Source organism: Pseudarthrobacter sp. J47, from assembly GCF_049810315.1.
Taxonomy (GTDB): domain Bacteria; phylum Actinomycetota; class Actinomycetes; order Actinomycetales; family Micrococcaceae; genus Arthrobacter.
On sequence record NZ_CP187358.1, the window covers coordinates 1808277 to 1825511 of the forward strand.

Consider the following 17235-nt stretch of genomic DNA (forward strand, 5'->3'; position numbering starts at 1 on the left):
TGGCCAGCAGCCCGTTTTTCCGTTTGTCGCCGCGGACGTTTACTGCTGAAGGGCGTTTGCACCGGCAGCCATCCCGGCCCGAGCGTCACCCTGCTTTCCGCATATGTGATGAACACCAGCGGCTGCGGGCACCGGGACCGTAACGCTCCTGCCAACTCCGGTCGAGCAATGGATCTTGCAGGCAGGATCTGTGCAGTGCGGTGGATTACACGGCGCCCTTTCTCAACTTAGGGCTGGGGCAGGAGGAGTTCGTGTGACCGTCGCACCGGAGCAGCAGCCTCAAAACCGGGTCTTTGTCGACAGGTTCAAAGAGCAATTAAACCCTCAACTCCCTATTGGCTCTTCGTCCCGAAAACCCCATTGCCCCCGGCAGGAAGCGCGGACTACCTTGTCCTAATCCTGACGTTCAACGGCGACCGTCCGGCACCGTTGGGGTGCCGCCAGTAAATGTTTCTCCAGCAAGGGAATCCGAGATGCCAAAAGCTAAAGCGCCGGTAACTTCAGCCGCCCAGGCTTTGGTCTTAACAGTTGCCCTCTTTGCCAGCCTGATCGGAGCAGCCAGCAATGCTCAGGCAGCCGAGAATTACGGCTACCAAAGCATCAGCTACTCGGGTGTGGCCAATCCCCCTACCGCTGATAAACCGCAGAGCAAACTATGGTGGAATGACGGATCGTGGTGGGCGCAGATGTGGACCACCGGAACTGGCTGGCAGATCTACCGACTGGACAGGGCCACGAGGACCTGGATGAGCACGGGCGTTACGAATGACAGCCGCGGCACTGCGTCAGCGGACACGTTGTGGGATGGGAACAAACTCTACATCGCCTCCCATGTGGTGACGGTGTCCGGGGACTCCGGCGCAAAGGCTTCAGTCTCAGGGCAGCCCGCCAAGCTCTACAGGTACAGCTACAGTGCCGGCAAGTACACGCTCGACTCCGGCTTTCCCATAAACATCAACAACAACAGCAGCGAGTCCTTGACAATCGACAAGGACACCACCGGCGCCATCTGGGCGACGTGGACGCAGGTGGCCGGAAGCTCAAGCTCCGGCTACACCAGCAGCGTTTACGTGAACTCGTCCGCACCGGGCGGCACCAGTTGGGGGTCTCCGTTCGTGCTACCTGTTGCGGATCCAAACCCCGCCCCCGATGACATCTCGGCAGTTGTTGCCTTTGGCAACAAAAAAATCGGCGTGATGTGGAGCGACCAGCCGGCGGGAGCCGTTTATTGGGCCACGCGCACCGACGGGACGTCCCCCACCGCAGCATCGTCGTGGAAGGTGCAGCCCGCCATCCAGGGCAAAGGCCAGGCCGACGATCACCTGAATCTTAAAGCCCTCTTGGCTGATTCGGCAGGACGGGTCTACGCGGCGACAAAGACCAGCCTTGACGGCACCTCGTCGGATAAGACCTTGCCCCAGCTGCAGCTACTGGTCTTCAAACCCGGAACAGGCGCGTTCACAAAATCAACTATCGCAACCGTGGCTGACTGTGTTTCCCGACCTCAAATCCTGTTGGATACGGCCAATAACCAGGTGAGGGCGTTCTATACGGCCCCATCCACCTCAGTATCCGGCTGCGCGTATTCGGGAATGTCCGGCAGCATCTACGAGAAGACCGCCTCCATGGACAGTCCTGTCTTCGGCACCGGACGGGGAACACCGGTTATCCAGGACGGCGCGTCAGCAAACATGAACAATGTCACCACCACTAAACAGGGGGTGAACGCCACCACGGGTGTTGTGGTTATGGCCACCAACAAGGCCACCTCGCGCTACTGGTACTCGGACCGGTCGCTTGGAACGGCTCCCCCTCCGGGTGATACGGCGGCTCCCACGGTTACGGGAACGTCCCCGGCTGATGGTGCTACTGGCGTGGCCGTTTCAACAAACGTGACTGCCACGTTCTCCGAAGCGATGAACGCCTCCACCATTAATTCGACCACGTTCACCCTCAAGACAGGGACGACGGCGGTTTCAGCCGCAGTGACGTACAGCGGCACCGGCAACACCGCGACGCTCAACCCAGGCACGGACCTGGCAGCCGGCACCACCTACACCGCAACCGTCAAGGGCGGCTCCACCGGGGTAAAGGACGCTGCCGGCAACGCGCTGGCCTCGGACAAGACCTGGACCTTCACCACAGCCGCGGCGAGCGGCGGCGGCGGGACGTCCGAGACCGTCACCCTCACCGCCACCGCGGACAGCTGGGTGGCAGGCGGAGCAGCAAACACAAACTACGGCACCTCCACCACAATGAGCGTGGACAACAGTCCCGTGGAAACCACCTACCTGAAATTCGACCTCTCAGCGTATGCGGGCCGGACCGTGGAGAGCGCAACACTGCAGCTGCGCAGCGCCGGCAGCGGGTCAACGGGCAAGCAGAACGTCAAACTCGTCACGGATGACAGCTGGACCGAAAGCGGAATCACCTACAACAACCGCCCCGCGCTCGGCACCAGCATCGGCACGCTCGGCCCCACAGCAGCCAACAGCAACTACAGCGTTCCACTCACCGCCAGCGCACTGGCCGGCGAACTCGGCCAACAACTCTCCCTCGGCCTGGACGCCACCAGCACCGACGGCCTGGACCTCAACTCCAGGGAAGCCGGCAGCACCGCACCCAAACTCGTCCTCACCCTGTCCAGCGGTGGCGGCGCAGGGGGCGGTGATACGACGGCTCCGTCGGTGACGGGCACGTCCCCGGCTGATGCTGCTCCAGGCGTGGCAGTGTCGACCAACGTGACCGCCACGTTCTCCGAAGCGATGAACACCTCGACCATCAATGCGGACACGTTCACCCTCAAGACAGGAACGACGACGGTAACGGCCACCGTGAGCCTCAACAGCACAGGCAACACCGCGACGCTGAACCCGAATACGGACCTGGCAGCCGGCACCGCCTACACGGCAACCATCAAGAGCGGCTCCACCGGGGTGAAGGATGCTGCCGGCAACGCGCTGGCCTCGGACAAGACCTGGAGCTTCACCACGGCCGCCGCCAGCGGTGGTGGCGGCACAACGGAAACCGTCACCCTCACAGCCACCGCTGACAGCTGGGTGGCGGGCGGAGCGGCAGCAACAAACTACGGCACGGGCACCTCTCTCAGTGTGGACAACAGTCCCGTGGAAGTCACCTTCCTGAAATTCGACCTCACAGCCTACGCGGGCCGCAGCGTGGAGAGCGCGACACTGCAGCTGCGCAGCGCCGGCAGCGGGTCAATAGGGAAGCAAAACATCAAACTCGTCACGGATGACACCTGGACCGAAAGCGGAATCACCTACAACAACCGCCCCGCGCTCGGCACCAGCATCGGCACGCTCGGCCCCACAGCAGCCAACAGCAACTACAGCGTTCCACTCACCGCCAGCGCCCTGGCCGGCGAACTCGGCCAACAACTCTCCCTCGGCCTGGACGCCACCAGCACCGACGGCCTGGACCTCACCTCCAAAGAATCCGGCAGCACCGCACCCAAACTCGTCATCACCCTGGGTGGCGGCGGGGCGGCGCCTGCACCGCCGGGTGATTCGATGGCTCCGACGGTGACGGGTACGGCTCCGGCTGCAGGGGCGGCCGGTGTGGTGGTGGGAGCGGATGTGACGGGGTCGTTTTCGGAGGCGATCGATGCCTCGACGGTCACCCCGGCGACGTTCACGTTGACCGCAGGGGCGGCCGCGGTGCCGGCCGCCGTGACCTACAACGGCACGGACAGGATAGCGACGCTGAACCCGGACGCGGATCTGGCGGCCGGTACGACGTACACGGCGATGATCAGGAGCGGCACCGACGGGGTGAAGGATGTTGCAGGTAACGCGTTGGCGGAGGACAAGACGTGGACCTTCACCACCGCTTCCGCCGGGGGCGCGTCGGAGACCGTCACGCTCACGGCCACTGCTGACAGCTATGTCTCGGGCGGAGCGGCGGGGACGAACTACGGCGCGGGTACCGTGCTGGGGGTGGACAGCAGCCCGGTAGTGGATCTCACGTACTTGAAGTTTGATCTGTCCGCGTACGCCGGCAGGACCCTGGAGAGCGCAACACTGCAAGTGCGCAGCGCCCGGAGTGGGTCAACGGGTAAGCAGAACGTAAAACTGGTCGCTGATGACGGCTGGACCGAGAGCGGGATCACCTACAACAACCGACCCACGCTCGGTGCCGGTATCGGCACGCTCGGCCCGACAACAACCAACACCAACTACAACATCCCGCTGACCATCAGCGCCCTGGCCGGTGAACTCGGCCAACAACTCTCCCTCGGCCTGGATACCAGCAGCACCGACGGCCTGGACCTCAACTCCAAAGAAGCCGGCAGCACCACCGCACCCAAACTCGTCCTCACCCTGAAGTAGGTGCACGACGTCCTTCAAAATCGGCAGTTGATCTTCTGCTGCTAGCTAGGACAGGTGTGATGCCATTGAGATTCCTCAACTGTGGGGTTGACCAGAATGCCTGCCGCCCTGCTGAGGTTCCTTTGCCGTTGGAGAGCTATCAGCGGGTATCCCCAGCCGGGCCGGTTCATCACAACACTTATACTCGCCAAGTCTTAAGGACGGAAGGGCTTAGCAGCTGGAAGAGCTCAAAAGGGCCAGCATCTCACGGTGATGGAATGATGTGAGGGACTTTAGATAACGAGAGCCGACAGTTCGGGGGGCCGGTGGGCCGCCGAATTCGATAGTCAGGAGTGGGGCTTGATCACCAAGGGAGGACCAGGGAAATCCTGATAGGTGCAAATTCCTACGGCCACACTGATCGCAAGCCGGTGTCTACGACGCGTTATTCCGCTGTCACCGGGCAAAGAGACGCGTTTCTCCCGTGGCGAGGAGACCGCAGAGGCTTGGGCGATATTCCGGCAACAGCCAGCTAAGAGCCCGGTGCCCTTTCCCGGCCTCCGCGCTGGTTCCGTGGACCAACGTGGTAGGGCGGGCAGGTTCCGTCCGTGCTAGACATAGTTCTCATAGATGACGTCCCGGCAGAGTAGGAACTTATGGCAGAAACGGTTTCCATGCTTCGCGGGGGCCATAGTGAAGGCATGTGCCTCCCGGTCAGCGGATGCGTTACGGACCGAGTTATGACCTGTTCCGGCGTTCGCGGTTGTTGTCGCCGTGATCCTGGGCACCGCGTTGCCCATGTTCGATGCAGTTGTCGACGACCGTTTGCCCGGCAATATGACAGTTCTCCTCTTTAGCGGGGGAACGGACGCGGCCAGGGCTGTTCTGCAGGCCATTTCGGGTTCCCTTATCACCGTGACCTCGCTGGCGTTTTCGCTGACCGTTGTTACTCTCCAGGTGGCCAGCAGCCAGTTCTCCCCACGGTTGGTGCGGACGTTTACTGCTGACCGTTTCGTCCACCGCACGCTGGCTCTCTTTCTGGCCACGTTTTCCTATGCGCTGACGGTCCTTCGCAGCGTTCGCGGTGAAGACGACGGGAAATCTTCACTTGTTCCGGAGATTTCCGTCACGGTCGCTTTCGTGCTCGCCATAGCCAGTGTCATCGGGCTGGTGCTCTTCCTGGCGCACCTCACCAGGGAAATCCGTGGGGAAACCATGATGCGAAGGGTCAACGCCGAAACGCAGGAAACCATTGACCGTGTCTTTCCCAAGGACCGCCCTTCTCCCGGACCCGGCCCGGTCCCCGGCGTCCGAAACATTCCTTATCAACTCCACTCATTCAGGGTTCCTGACCTCGTTCGATAAGGCCGCGCTGGTGCAAGCTGCGAAAGTCTCCCGGGACCGTGGTGCGGATCGACCGTGAGCCGGGCACCTCCTTGGTCGAGGGGTGTTCCTTTCGCGACCGTTTGGCCGGCGGACCCTGGAGTGACATTCACGCCGGCGGTCTTAGAGACAGCTGTCGAAACCGGGTATGAGCGCACCAATGTCCAGGATGTCGGATTTGGGTTCCGCCAGCTGGTCGATGTCGCCGTACGCGCCCTTTCGCCTGGCGTTAATGACCCCACCACCGCCGTCCACGTCATCGGGCATCTCTCCGTCCTCCTTGCCGGTTGGCGCAGCGGCCCCAGGGCCCGGACCAGCTCAGGGACAAGGCCAGGAAGGTACGTGTGGTGCTGGCCCTTCCTGTCCTCGGTGACCTCCTCGATTTGGCCCTGAACCAGCCACGACAGTACGGGCAGCGGACCCCGTCGTGGCCGGGCGTCTTCTTGGACTCCTCCACGAACTCAGCTGGTGTGACCGCAACGGCACGCACCGGGCGGAGGTCCTCGAACACCTCCGCCTCATGCGCAACGCCATCGGCGCCGCAAACCATTCACCGGCCGACCGAAAAAACTTGCTGGATCAGGCGGACTCCATCGCAGCGCTGGGCGCGGAAAAAGGAGACTGACAGCTTCAGGTTCCACCAGAAGCTGCACCCTAAGTATCAGGCCGCGGGCGGCGGCCAGCGCCGCACCGCAGCTCCATTGTCACTGAACTGTTCCTGTCTTCGGCGGCCAGCGGGAAGGGAGCCTGCACTGTCCCCGCTGTTGACGGGATCGTCGGGGACCGGCACCGGTCACGGCAGGCCCGGACAGGGCGTGAGAGCCTTAGGTAGCCTGAACACCGGCACTTGTTCCGGGTGTGTCCTGGGGGATGCCAGCGGCAGGACAGCGCCGTGACTGCCCTACATGAGGAGAAAAATCCATGAATACTCCGGATCGGGTGGACCCCTGGCGGAATGCTTACGGGCGCGCAAGTGTCAGGGCGGGACAGACTCTTTTGCTGCTGGGCCTTGCAACGGTGCTGGTGTACGCGCTGATCCAGCTGCGGCTGGTGGTCATCCCGCTGCTGCTGGCGCTCATCCTCGCTGCTGCCATCGCGCCTTTGGTGCATTGGCTGAGGAGGAAAGGCTGGCCCAGTGCCGCCGCGACCGGGTTCTCCTTCCTACTGCTGCTGCTGGCCGTGGGCGGGCTGGTCACGGCCGTGGTGTTCGCCGTAATGGGACAGGCGGGCGAACTCGCCCGCAGCGCCAGGCAAGGGTTCGATCAGCTCTACGGGTTGGTGCGCAACGGCCCGGTCCCGGTGGACGAGCAGCAAATCCAACAGGCCAGGGACGCCGTCCTGGACTTCATCACCAGCAGCACCGCCGGCGCCGGCGTGGTCTCCGGCCTCAGTGCCGCAGGAACCTTCATCACCGGTTTCCTGCTGATGGTCGTGATCCTGTTCTTCTTCCTCAAAGACGGCGAACGCATCTGGGCTTTCATCCTGCGGGCGTTCAAAGGAACACGCCTGGTCAAGGCAAGGCGTGTAGGCCAGGAAAGCCTTCTGGTCCTGGGCGGCTACGTGCGAGGAACGGCCATCGTAGCCACCGTCGACGCGTTCTTCATCGGGCTGGCCCTGATCCTGCTCGGAGTCCCGCTCGCGCTGCCGCTGGCCGCGGTGGTGTTCATCGGAGCGTTCATCCCGCTGGTCGGGGCGACCCTCGCCGGTGTTTTGGCCGCCCTCGTCGCCCTGGTCGCCAACGGCCCGGTCACGGCACTGATCGTGGTCATCGCCGTGATCCTCGTCAACCAGCTCGAAGGCAACTTCCTGCAGCCGGTGGTAATGGGCCACACCCTCAGTGTCCACGCCCTGGTTATCTTGCTGGCCCTGACCGCCGGGACCATACTCGCGGGAATCATCGGGGCCATCCTCTCGGTCCCCCTCGCAGCAGTGACATGGGCGGCGATCAAGGCCTGGAACGAAAAGACGGACGACCAAATCACCGACGAAGACGTACGAAAAGCAGAACGCGACACCGTGCTGGACGAAAAAGGCCAGGGCCGCAGAGCAACACCGGAACCCGAACGGGAGTACCAAAAAGCAGCCGTCTCCATGGACCTGGGAAAAGCACAGGACAGGACCCCTGCTACTTCCCGGGCAGAGGTCACTGAACGGGAGCAAAACCCGTAACAGCCGGCCACAATGCACCCCGCCCGCGCCTGCACGGCCGGGGCGCAGGTCTAGGATAAAAACCTCGGTCCGCGACGCGGACCAAAGCTGATAGGAGCGTACTGCTGTGATTGGATTCATTATCGCCGGACTCGTCATTGGAGCACTGGCCCGACTGATCAAACCGGGCAAACAAAACCTCAGCTTCATCGCGACCCTGCTGCTGGGTTTGGCCGGCTCGGTCATCGGCGGGGTCATCGCCAGCCTGCTGGGAACAGGGGACATCTTCGAGCTGAACATCCTCGGGTTCATCGTCGCTGTCATCGCAGCCGTCCTCCTGATCGGTGTCGCCGAGGGCATCGCCGGCCGCCGCAAATCCGTGCGCTGACGGAACAGACGTCACCGCTCTGAAACAGGTGCGGGGTCCCAGCATGTGTCAGAGCATCAGCAGGACAAAGCCCGCCACTGTGCAGAGGATTCCCAGGACGGTCAGGATCCAGCCGACAATCAGGACTGTGTTGTCGTGTCGGGGCGGCCCGAGGCTCCACCGGGCCGGATGGCACTGGTCATAATGAAGCTCGATGTTCTCACCACTTTCCAGGGGCGAGTTCACAGTGAGGGCGTGCAGGGACAGGTGCGGTGTGTTGGCGCTGTCCAGCCAGCGCAATCCCTTATATCGGCCGCGGGGAAGGATGGGGTGGGTGCGCGCGGCGGCAAAAGATCTGTCTGGTTTGGTCCGGGGTCGGGTCAGTCCGCTTTCTCGCCGGCGCCTTGGGCCTTGGTGGCGGTGGCTTGGGCCGGGGCGTATCCGGGTACGGCGGCTTCGATGCTGATCCGTACCTCGTTGGTGGAGCTGCGGTAGAGGCTGTACTGGTTTTCCGGATAGTGGCCGGTGCCGGTGCCGTTGTCGAAATAGATGGTAGTGCTTTGGCCCGGGGCGAGGGTGGTTCCGTCCAGTTTTTGGTAGTAGGACTCGGTGGCGCCCGTGGCGGTGTCCTTCATGGTGTAAAAGACCTCCAGCCCGGTCAGGGGTGTGTCCGTGGTGTTGGTGAGCGTGAACTGCAACCGGTCACCGATGGCTGCTTTGGTTGACGGGTCGATATTGTCTTCTGCCATCGCCCCGGTGATGCTCAGCCCGGTCTTTGTGCCGGTGCCAGCGATGGGGTTAGAGGTGACCGGCAGGACCGTCGGAGCTGACGCAGCTGCCGAGGCGCCGGCACCAGGGCCGGTTAAAGCGCTGGTTGAGCTTTGCCAGATCAGGACTCCGATCAGCAGCGCCGCGAGGAACGCGCCCAGGGGGATGAGGACTTTTTTCATGATCAGGTGAGCTTTCTGAGTAGATTTGTCCGGGTCGCTGCGAGGAAGGACGCCGCGAGGGCTGCGGCGAACCCGGTCAGGAGCCAGAGGGTGTTGTTGAAGGTCCCGGCCCAGATGACGCTGAAGGGTTGCTGGTTGTACTGGTTTTTGATGCCCAGCCAGGCGAACAGCGGGCGTTCGTATTGTTTGGTCACAGAGGTTTGTTCGATGAGGTCCCGGGCTGTTTCGTAGCCGGCGAAGCCGGCCATCACGGAGTGTTCATGGGACTTGTCGATCTGGAGGCTGGCGAACAGGCCGCCGGGGACCTGGTTGTCCGGGTCCATGGTGTCTCCGATTTGGGGAATGACCAGCACCACCACGAGCCAAAGGACCAGGGCCAGGACCAGGCCTGTTCCCGGCGCTCGGGTGAAGGCGGCCAGGGCAAACGCGGCCAGCGACCACATGGTGAGGTAGATGGCGGTGTGGGCCGCGGCCACTGCCAGCTTCGCGAAGTCTTCTCCCTGCAGCGGCGCGTTGGCTACCAGGAGCAGGGTTGCTGTGATCACGGCGAACAAGGCTGCGGTCACGGCCGCCCAGAGGACTACGCTGGCCAGGATTTTCCCACCGGCGAAGCTGACCCGCCCCAGCGGACGGGTAAAGAGTAATTGAAGGGTGCCTCTGTTTTTTTCTTTTGCTATGAGCCCGTAGCCGAGGATGACGGCAAACAGGCTGCCGACGATTTCCAGATACTCCATGGCGGCGCGCAGCATTTGAAGGGCGGAGAGTTCCGGTGGTGGCCCGCTGACGGTCCCTCCGCTGCGTGTCAGTGCTGCAACGTAGTTGTTGTATTCGCCGATTTTGATGCGAAAGTCTGCTGCTGCCACCAGTACTGAGAGAGCGACGACGGCGGCGAGGAAGAGGACCAGCGTTGTCAGGGCACGGCTGCGGGTAAGGTCTTTGAGTTCCTTCCCGCAGATCCTCAGGAGCCTAGGCATGGATTGGGCTCCTCAGCCGGTGCCGGCTTGTGGCCAGCAGCACCACGCAGCCCCCTGTGAGGACTGCCAGAATCGTCAGGAGCGGTGCAGTTATCGTGCCGGTAGCGGCAGGGTCCTGGAGGAGGAGGAGGGCGGCGTGTTTGAATTGCTCGCCCAGCGACAGGGGTCCTGTGACGGTGCTGCTCAGGGCAAAGAAACCTTCCGGGGCAACAACGGGCGCCGGCACAGGGTTCAGGAGTGAGACCGGCAACGCGGCGGTTCCGGCCAGCGGCAGGATGAAGACTATGATGCTCCAGGCGACGATGGGCATCAGGAGTGCCGGGGTGGCTCCTGCGGCCCGGATGCCGCTGATCATGCCGAAGGTGACGAATGCCATCAGGAACAGCCAGGCGAGCCCGTACAGGCCCAGGAGTCTGAGGCTTTCACCGGGCGTTGGCACGGTTCCGGTCACTGCTCCAATGCCGGCAAAGCTGAGAAACGCCGTAAGAACCAAAAGTCCGGCCAGCATCAACGCTATCCCGGAAAGTTTCGCACCGAGGTAGCTCACCGGGCGGACATCGCGGGACAGGACGAGGTCGATGGTCTGGGCCCGGCGGTCACGGATCGTGGATTGGACGCCGGTGACGATGGCGAGCAGGGCACCGATCAGGATGATGTAGATGACATTGTTCCGCGCGTAGTAGAGAGGGGAGACACCGTCGAATGGGTTCGCCGCGGTCGTCAGTGCCTGGGCGGCTGCCTCCCGGTAGACGCCGCTGACGGTTTCTTTGGCTGAGGAACCAATGAAGGCCGCAGCCCCGGTCATGGCAACGAAGACGGAGAGGACCAGCTGAGGGAGCCGTTCCCGGCACGTTGCGGCTACTTCATGACGGACGGTGCTCCTCCAGACACTCACGGCACGGCACCGGCTTCGATGCGCAGGTAGATCTCTTCCAGAGATTCCTGATCGGGGAACGACTGCAGGGTCGCCGCGACCGAGTTCTGGTAGATCAGGCTGCCGGAGCTAAGTATCCCGATGCTCGTGCAGGTCCGGGTCACTTCCGCCAGAAGATGGGTGCTCATGAAAATCGTCATCCCGAACTCGCGGTTCAGACCGATGATGACCTCGCGCAGGTGTGCCACTCCCTGCGGATCCAGCCCGGATGTTGGCTCGTCCAGGAACAGGACAGCGGGCGCGTGCAGGATCGCCTGGGCGATCCCGGCCCGCTGGCGCATCCCCTTGGAAAACGTCTCCATCCGCTGCCGGCCGAAACCGGTGAAGTGCACCGCTTCCAGCGCCGCTTCAACCGCGGCCCGGGGCCGGTCCACTCCGGAGAGCCCGGCGAAGAACAGCAGGTTCTCCTCCAGCGTCAGATTGCCGTAGAACTGCACGTTTTCGGGCAGGTATCCGATGGAGCGGCGGACCCCCGCCGCGCCGCGTCCAAGGTCGTGACCTCCGATCCGTGCCGTGCCGGAGGAAGGGGGGAGCAAGGTCGTCAGGATGTTCACCGTCGTGGTCTTGCCCGCCCCGTTGTGTCCCAGGAGACCGAAAATCTCCCCCTCCGGGACCCGGAGGGTCAGGGCATCCAGCGTCACAGCGTTCCCGTACCTTTTGGTCAGCCTGTCCGTTTCAATTGCCATGTCCGTCATGGTGATGACGGTACGGGCGGGAGGCTTAGAGCACCCTGAGAATGACTGTGAACAATTTCAGGCGCTCCCGGAATCAAATCGGCCCAGGGTATGCGGTGCAGCCTCTGCGTGTTCGCGTTCGTCCTCGACCAGCCGCTCCTCACGGTGGAGGTCCTGCCCGGCCGCCTGCGGGCCGGCCGGCCCTGCGTGATGACCGGGGGGAGGGCCGTAGACAGGGGTGCCCGGTGGGCTCAGCAGCCCGGCGGGGGCGGTTACCGACACCGGCGCGTGGGACGCGGGGTGCTGCGGGTGTTCAGCCCCGGCGGCCGCTCCGGCGCCAAGCACCGAAACGATCGTCAGGGTCAGTGCGGCCGTGAGGCTTTTGCCGATGCTGTTCATGCACCCACCCTGCCCTGCCACTGCTGAGAAAGCCCTGTGGACCCCTCGCCCGGGACCAGTGGAAAGGCGAAAAGCGACAGGTGCTGGCCTGTCAGTGGACGAGGCCCAGCCGGTACGCGAGCCAGTCCAGCGCCGGGCCCAGAGCCTGCTGCGGGACACCCCAGGAATGGCCAAGCCCCGGCACGGGCACCGCGATGACGTCCATGCCGGCTTGTTTCGCGGCCCCGGACACCTGGGCCATGTAGGCGGAGAACGTTCCGTCCTGGGCCCCGGCCGCGAAGTAGACGGCACTGTTGGGGTACCGGGTATGCGCCATCACCTCCAGCGGAGTCAGGGCAGTGAAGGCCCCAGTATTACCTGCGAAGGCCCGGCGGACGGTCTCGGCGCGGTCTGCGCTCAGGGCCGGTTCAGCTTCGCCACTGAGGTCGATTGCAGAGGGGTAGATGTCCGGGTGGAGGGCAGCCATCTGGATGGCGCAGGTCCCGCCAAAGGAAAACCCGCCAAAAGCCCAGCGCCGGGGATTTAGGTCAACGCTCAGCGTGGACCGGACCCAGGCCGGCACGTCAACGGCGAGGTAGGTGTCGGCGTTGGCGATGGCCGAATTCATGCACATGGTATTCCCGGTACCGGAGCCGTTGGCGTCCGGAACGATCACGACGGGGGCCAGGCCCTGGTGGGCGGCGGCGAAGGCGTCCATGGTTTCCTTTAAACGGCCGGAACTGACCCAGTCTGAGGGGGACCCCGGCTGCCCGGCGACCAAAACAAGGACCGGCAGCAACGGCCGGTCCTGCGCCTGGTACGCCGGCGGCAGGTACACATATCCCGTGCCGGGACTGAACCCCGAAACCGGTCCCGGGATCTGAACAGAACTGATGGTCCCGCCCGTTGGCAGGTCAGCGGGCTTCACCCAGCGGGCGGACACGGGTCCCAAAACCGGTGAAGTACCGGCATCCGGGGCGCCGGTGCCGGGGGCAAGGGCTGTGATCCCGGCTGTGCTGGCCCCGGTCAGGTCATCAACGGTGCGGTATGTCCCGAAATAGGCGTTGGTCCCAAGAGTTGCGCTCAGCAATACCATGGCCATGGCCGCCGGGGCGAGGACTTTCCTCGGCCACCGGGAGCGGTGCAGATTCAGAAGCATCAGCAGGACGGCCAAAACCGCCACCGCGAGCCACAGAATCACGGGTCCGGGCAGATCATGGGCTGTGGTGCCCGAGACATTCGTCAGGAACCAGTTAATTCCCCAGGCCAGCAGCCCGGCGGCCGCGGCGGCGGCTGCCACCGCCGCCCACCAGCCCCGGCCCCTGCGAAGAAAAAGGAAAAGCCCGCCGGCGCCGGCGAGGACTCCTGCAGTGACAGGGACAACGCCGGTGAGCAAATCCAGACCGGTCAGGGCATCCATCTGGCGGCAGCTCCCTCCCGTGGTTGGTGATGAAACATAGGGCTGATAAGCGGCGTGTCATGTCATGGACGAACGCGCGGTCCGGGCAGTGCGTGCCGCGGCACGCCCTTGACAGTGCCGGGAAAACCGCGGCCCGCGGAAAGAAGACGTGGGGCTCCCGCGGGTCACGGTGCCCCGGCAGCTGCTTCGGGCAGTGCTTCAGGCCGGGGCTTCACCGTGTGGCTGTCATAGGCGCTCCCTTCATCCAACAGCAGGATCGGTGTCCTGGATACAATGGCTGCCAATTTTCATAATCCGCTTCGATCGCGGACGCAGCCCCATCCGGCTTGAGCCCGTCCGCTCCTGCCTTCCGGGGCCGGTGCCGTACCTCCACTGTGAGGGGGAGAACCTGAGAAGGGGCTGAGGGGCGATGAGGCACGGCTGAGAGGACCCGCACGGGGAGTTGTCTCAGGCCAGGGGGGTGACCCATCCTTGAATGATGGACCAGGACACCTCTTTACCGCACGGCCGCGCCGGCGGCGACCTCCGGCCCGGGCGCCTCAGGAGCAGGAAGCGGTGGGGTATCCGCAAGCGCGCCACGGCCACGGCAGTCGCGGTGGTCGCGGGGGCTTTGCTGGTTGGAGGGATTATCCTGCTGGTGCTGCTGCAGACCTCGCTGGTCGCAACGACGGAGGCAGCGGCACGACAGAAAGCCCAGGACGTGATCACGCTGATTGCGGACCAGGATGTTGCCGAGGCGGCTCAATACATCGAGTCCACGGCGCATACGGGCCAAATCGTGCAAATTCTGGGCCCGGCAGGTGCCGTGATCGCCGGATCAGTCCCGTCTGCTGCCAGGACCCCGCTCACTGACCTGCGTCCCGGTGCGGGGCAGACGTTGACCCAGGACGTATCCAGCCTGCAAAGCATTGGTGATGACGATGAATTCCTGATCATTGCCAGCGGCGTGGCGGCAGGGACCGGGGTGTACACCGTCGTCGTCGCTGTCACTGTGCAGGTCCAGGCCGACACTGTGACCACAGTGGGATGGTTCATGCTCGGTGCCACGCCCCTGCTGCTGGCCATCGTCGGGGTCTCCGTGTGGGTACTGGTGGGCCGGTCGCTGCGCCAGGTCGAACGGATCCGCGGGCAGGTCGCAGACATCAACGCCCAGCGGCTGGACGGGCGGGTGGACGTGCCACCCACCGCCGATGAAATCCATGCCCTGGCGTTGACCATGAACACGATGCTCGAGAGGCTCCAGGCCTCGGACCGGGAACAGCGCCGCTTTGTCTCGGACGCCAGCCATGAACTGCGCAGCCCGCTCGCCACCCTCAGCGCCGGGGTGGAGATCGCCGCCGCTGACCCCTCGGGGGAGACCTGGAACGGCGTGAAAGAGGTCCTGGCCGGGGAAACCGCCCGGATGCGGTACCTGGTGGAGGATTTGCTGACCCTGGCCAAAACCAACGACGGCGGCCTCAGGCTGGAGGCCCGCGATGTGGACCTGGACGATGTCCTGGACGGAGAAATACGGCGGCTCCGCTCCACCAGCCGGCATCAGATCACCGCCGAGCTCACTCCGGCCCGGGTCACCGGCGACGCCCGGCGCCTGGGACAGGTGATACGCAACGTCCTGGACAACGCGGACCGGCACGCCCAGGCCTGGATCAGCATCACACTGCGCAACGACGCCCAGGGTGCCACCGTCACCATCGATAACGATGGCCCTCCCGTCCCGGAGCCGGAGCGGAAAAGGATCTTCGAACGCTTCGTCAGGCTCGACGAGAGCCGCTCCAGGGAAAGCGGTGGCAGCGGCCTGGGCCTGGCCATCGCCGCCGGGATCATGGCAGCCCACCACGGGACAATCCGGGCCACCGAAACCCCCAATGGTGACTGCCGGTTCGAGCTCGTGCTCCCTCAGACCCCCGGCCAGGGAACGGACACGAGGGGCGCCGAGGGGGCCAGGACCATTGAACCGCAGTCTCTGGGCTGAAAACCGGAGCCCCCCAAGGCCGCTGGAACTGCCCCGCCGGGGTAGGGTCCGCGGACAGCCGTGCGCTGACGTTTTGTCGTTTCTGGTCCTAGATGCCCGGCCGGTCCGGGGAGTCCGTGCCCGGGGCCCGGTCTGCGATGAGCATGTAGCCCATTCCGCGGACTGTGGTGAGGGTCTGCACGCCGAAAGGACCATCAATTTTCCGTCGCAGGTACCCGATGTAAACCTCTACCACGTTGTCCCCGCCCTCGAAGGCAGGATCCCAGACGTTGTCGAGAATTTCGGCTTTGGAGACGACCTGGTCGTGCCGGCGCATGAGGTATTGCAGCAGCCCATATTCGCGGGCCGTTAACGCAATCGTTTCCCCGCCGCGGCGGACGCTGCGGCTCACCGGGTCCATGCTCAGTGTGCCAAGGGAGAGCACGACAGGACGTTCGGGCGCTCCGCGGCGCATCAGCGCCCGGATCCTGGCCAGGAGCACCAGGAAGCTGAAAGGCTTGGTCAGGTAGTCATCGGCGCCGAGGTCAAAAGCGTCCGTCTGGTCATATTCGCCGTCCTTGGCCGTGAGCATCAACACCGGGGTCCAAATTTTCCGTTCCCGGATTTCCTTCAGCACGTCGTAGCCGTTTTTAAGCGGAAGCATGAGGTCCAGAAGGATCACATCGTACGGGTTCTCCGTCGCAGCCCACAGGCCGCTCACGCCGTCGTGAGTGACATCGACGACGAAACCGTCATTGGTCAGGCCCCGCCGGACCGTCTCGGCGAGCATCTTCTCATCCTCAACCAGCAGGATTCTCATGGTGGACCTTTCCTTGTCGCTACAGCCAGTATCAACCCGCGCATCTGAGGACACCCTGAGAAACGCATCGTAGGGCGGTGTTCTCAGCTTCCTCTCAGAGCCTGAAGGCCATGCTCTCTAAAGATCACCACCGTGCCGATCAGTGAGGACCATGCCCATGAGCACTGCCGTTCCGTCCCAGTCAGCAATGTTGCCAGGAGTGCGTTCCTGGTGGTGGATTCCGGCGGCGATGCTCATGTACGGGGCGGCCCTCGCCTGGGGGCTGGCAGCGAAATCACTGGGCCCTTTTGCACCGGAACTGAGCCTGGATATCACCCTGAGTCACGGCCGCAACGGTGCCCTTACCGGGCTGAGCCAACTGATTAATTACGGCATCGGCCCTGCAGGGGCGATGGCGCTGCTGCTGGGAATCTGCGCATGGCTCCTGTGGGGCAGGGGCCGTCCCCTGCAGGCGCTTGCCTTCGGATCTGTCGTCGCCGTCGGCTGGGTCAGTTCCACCATCGGCAAAATCCTGGTCAGCCGCTCCCGGCCCCCGGCAGACGCCGTCTCCGCCCTCGTCACCGAAACCGGCCTCGACAGCTTCCCTTCAGGACACACAGCCTTCGCCACGGCCCTGGTGCTGGCAGCGGTCATCGTCCTTGCCCCCACCCGGTCCCACCGGCTCTCCTTGATCGTCGCCGGGGCCGTGTCCGTAGCGCTCGTCGCTTTCTCCCGGCTGTACCTGGGCGTGCACTACCTCAGCGACGTCGCCGGGTCGGTGGTCATCAGCTCAGCGGCCATCCTTGCCTGGCTGCCGGTATGGAACAATCTGATAGCGCCACGCCTCGCCGGGACCGCCCTGATCCGCCGCTTCGAGCGGGAGCAGACGCCGGCACGATAAGACTCAAACGTCCACGCCCGGATGACCG

At 64.0% G+C, this 17235-nt stretch carries 16 protein-coding genes; 8 read left to right on the forward strand and 8 right to left on the reverse strand.

The window, feature by feature from the left end; translation table 11 throughout:
* Positions 1-746 precede the first annotated feature (746 nt).
* The 6 genes from ACPJW8_RS08200 (at position 747) to ACPJW8_RS08225 (ending at position 8247) form a co-directional block, all read left to right on the forward strand.
* Entirely contained in the window at positions 747-4349 is a 3603-nt protein-coding gene (locus ACPJW8_RS08200; RefSeq protein ID WP_330194314.1) for a DUF7594 domain-containing protein, read from the forward strand.
* A gap of 753 nt (positions 4350-5102) precedes the next feature.
* A complete protein-coding gene (locus ACPJW8_RS08205) occupies positions 5103-5693 on the forward strand; it encodes a DUF2254 family protein (RefSeq protein WP_306971419.1) in 591 nt (196 codons plus the stop codon).
* A 120-nt stretch (positions 5694-5813) separates the two neighbouring features.
* Complete coding sequence (locus ACPJW8_RS08210; RefSeq protein WP_330189289.1) at positions 5814-6104, forward strand: DUF2254 family protein; 291 nt, start codon at positions 5814-5816, stop codon at positions 6102-6104.
* A gap of 34 nt (positions 6105-6138) precedes the next feature.
* Complete coding sequence (locus ACPJW8_RS08215; protein WP_306971421.1) at positions 6139-6336, forward strand: hypothetical protein; 198 nt, start codon at positions 6139-6141, stop codon at positions 6334-6336.
* A 296-nt stretch (positions 6337-6632) separates the two neighbouring features.
* The gene (locus tag ACPJW8_RS08220) at positions 6633-7880 is read left to right on the forward strand and encodes an AI-2E family transporter (RefSeq protein WP_330189290.1); all 1248 of its coding nucleotides are present in this window, start codon (positions 6633-6635) and stop codon (positions 7878-7880) included.
* A 106-nt stretch (positions 7881-7986) separates the two neighbouring features.
* Entirely contained in the window at positions 7987-8247 is a 261-nt protein-coding gene (locus tag ACPJW8_RS08225; RefSeq protein WP_306971423.1) for a GlsB/YeaQ/YmgE family stress response membrane protein, read from the forward strand.
* A 48-nt stretch (positions 8248-8295) separates the two neighbouring features.
* Here the strand turns inward: ACPJW8_RS08225 and ACPJW8_RS08230 are convergent, their stop codons facing one another.
* The 7 genes from ACPJW8_RS08230 to ACPJW8_RS08260 all read right to left on the reverse strand — a co-directional run bounded on the left by ACPJW8_RS08230 (position 8296) and on the right by ACPJW8_RS08260 (position 13556).
* Positions 8296-8526: a hypothetical protein gene (locus ACPJW8_RS08230; protein WP_330189291.1), complete on the reverse strand. Its 231-nt coding sequence runs from the start codon at positions 8524-8526 to the stop codon at positions 8296-8298.
* Positions 8527-8606: 80 nt separating this feature from the next.
* A complete protein-coding gene (locus tag ACPJW8_RS08235; protein ID WP_306971596.1) occupies positions 8607-9176 on the reverse strand; it encodes a hypothetical protein in 570 nt (189 codons plus the stop codon).
* A gap of 2 nt (positions 9177-9178) precedes the next feature.
* A complete protein-coding gene (locus tag ACPJW8_RS08240; RefSeq protein ID WP_306971595.1) occupies positions 9179-10150 on the reverse strand; it encodes an ABC transporter permease in 972 nt (323 codons plus the stop codon).
* Positions 10143-11045 (reverse strand): ABC transporter permease subunit, encoded by a 903-nt coding sequence (locus ACPJW8_RS08245; protein ID WP_306971592.1) that lies wholly within the window; start codon positions 11043-11045, stop codon positions 10143-10145. The genes ACPJW8_RS08240 and ACPJW8_RS08245 overlap by 8 nt, the downstream gene beginning before the upstream one ends.
* Complete coding sequence (locus ACPJW8_RS08250) at positions 11042-11725, reverse strand: ABC transporter ATP-binding protein (RefSeq protein ID WP_330194317.1); 684 nt, start codon at positions 11723-11725, stop codon at positions 11042-11044. The genes ACPJW8_RS08245 and ACPJW8_RS08250 overlap by 4 nt, the downstream gene beginning before the upstream one ends.
* A gap of 111 nt (positions 11726-11836) precedes the next feature.
* A complete protein-coding gene (locus tag ACPJW8_RS08255; RefSeq protein ID WP_330189293.1) occupies positions 11837-12157 on the reverse strand; it encodes a hypothetical protein in 321 nt (106 codons plus the stop codon).
* Between the two features lie 91 nt (positions 12158-12248).
* On the reverse strand, positions 12249-13556 hold the full coding sequence (locus tag ACPJW8_RS08260) for an alpha/beta hydrolase (protein WP_306971589.1): 1308 nt from the start codon (positions 13554-13556) through the stop codon (positions 12249-12251).
* A 475-nt stretch (positions 13557-14031) separates the two neighbouring features.
* Here ACPJW8_RS08260 and ACPJW8_RS08265 point away from each other — a divergent pair, with 475 nt between their 5' ends.
* Entirely contained in the window at positions 14032-15528 is a 1497-nt protein-coding gene (locus ACPJW8_RS08265) for a sensor histidine kinase (RefSeq protein ID WP_306971586.1), read from the forward strand.
* Between the two features lie 88 nt (positions 15529-15616).
* Here ACPJW8_RS08265 and ACPJW8_RS08270 read toward each other — a convergent pair whose 3' ends face one another.
* Positions 15617-16327 carry a response regulator transcription factor gene (locus tag ACPJW8_RS08270; protein WP_306971584.1) on the reverse strand — a complete coding sequence of 237 codons (711 nt, stop codon included), beginning with the start codon at positions 16325-16327 and terminating at the stop codon, positions 15617-15619.
* 157 nt (positions 16328-16484) lie between these two features.
* On the opposite strand from ACPJW8_RS08270, the gene ACPJW8_RS08275 reads away from it, so the two are divergent.
* Complete coding sequence (locus tag ACPJW8_RS08275) at positions 16485-17207, forward strand: phosphatase PAP2 family protein (RefSeq protein ID WP_306971582.1); 723 nt, start codon at positions 16485-16487, stop codon at positions 17205-17207.
* Positions 17208-17235 lie beyond the last annotated feature (28 nt).

Coding starts and splice junctions, on each gene's coding strand:
- ACPJW8_RS08265 (WP_306971586.1), top strand. CDS start 14,032: ATGATGGACCAGGACACCTCTTTACCGCACGGCCGCGCCGGCGGCGAC.
- ACPJW8_RS08255 (WP_330189293.1), bottom strand. CDS start 12,157: ATGAACAGCATCGGCAAAAGCCTCACGGCCGCACTGACCCTGACGATC.
- ACPJW8_RS08220 (WP_330189290.1), top strand. CDS start 6,633: ATGAATACTCCGGATCGGGTGGACCCCTGGCGGAATGCTTACGGGCGC.
- ACPJW8_RS08200 (WP_330194314.1), top strand. CDS start 747: ATGAGCACGGGCGTTACGAATGACAGCCGCGGCACTGCGTCAGCGGAC.
- ACPJW8_RS08260 (WP_306971589.1), bottom strand. CDS start 13,556: ATGGATGCCCTGACCGGTCTGGATTTGCTCACCGGCGTTGTCCCTGTC.
- ACPJW8_RS08235 (WP_306971596.1), bottom strand. CDS start 9,176: ATGAAAAAAGTCCTCATCCCCCTGGGCGCGTTCCTCGCGGCGCTGCTG.
- ACPJW8_RS08240 (WP_306971595.1), bottom strand. CDS start 10,150: ATGCCTAGGCTCCTGAGGATCTGCGGGAAGGAACTCAAAGACCTTACC.
- ACPJW8_RS08275 (WP_306971582.1), top strand. CDS start 16,485: ATGAGCACTGCCGTTCCGTCCCAGTCAGCAATGTTGCCAGGAGTGCGT.
- ACPJW8_RS08270 (WP_306971584.1), bottom strand. CDS start 16,327: ATGAGAATCCTGCTGGTTGAGGATGAGAAGATGCTCGCCGAGACGGTC.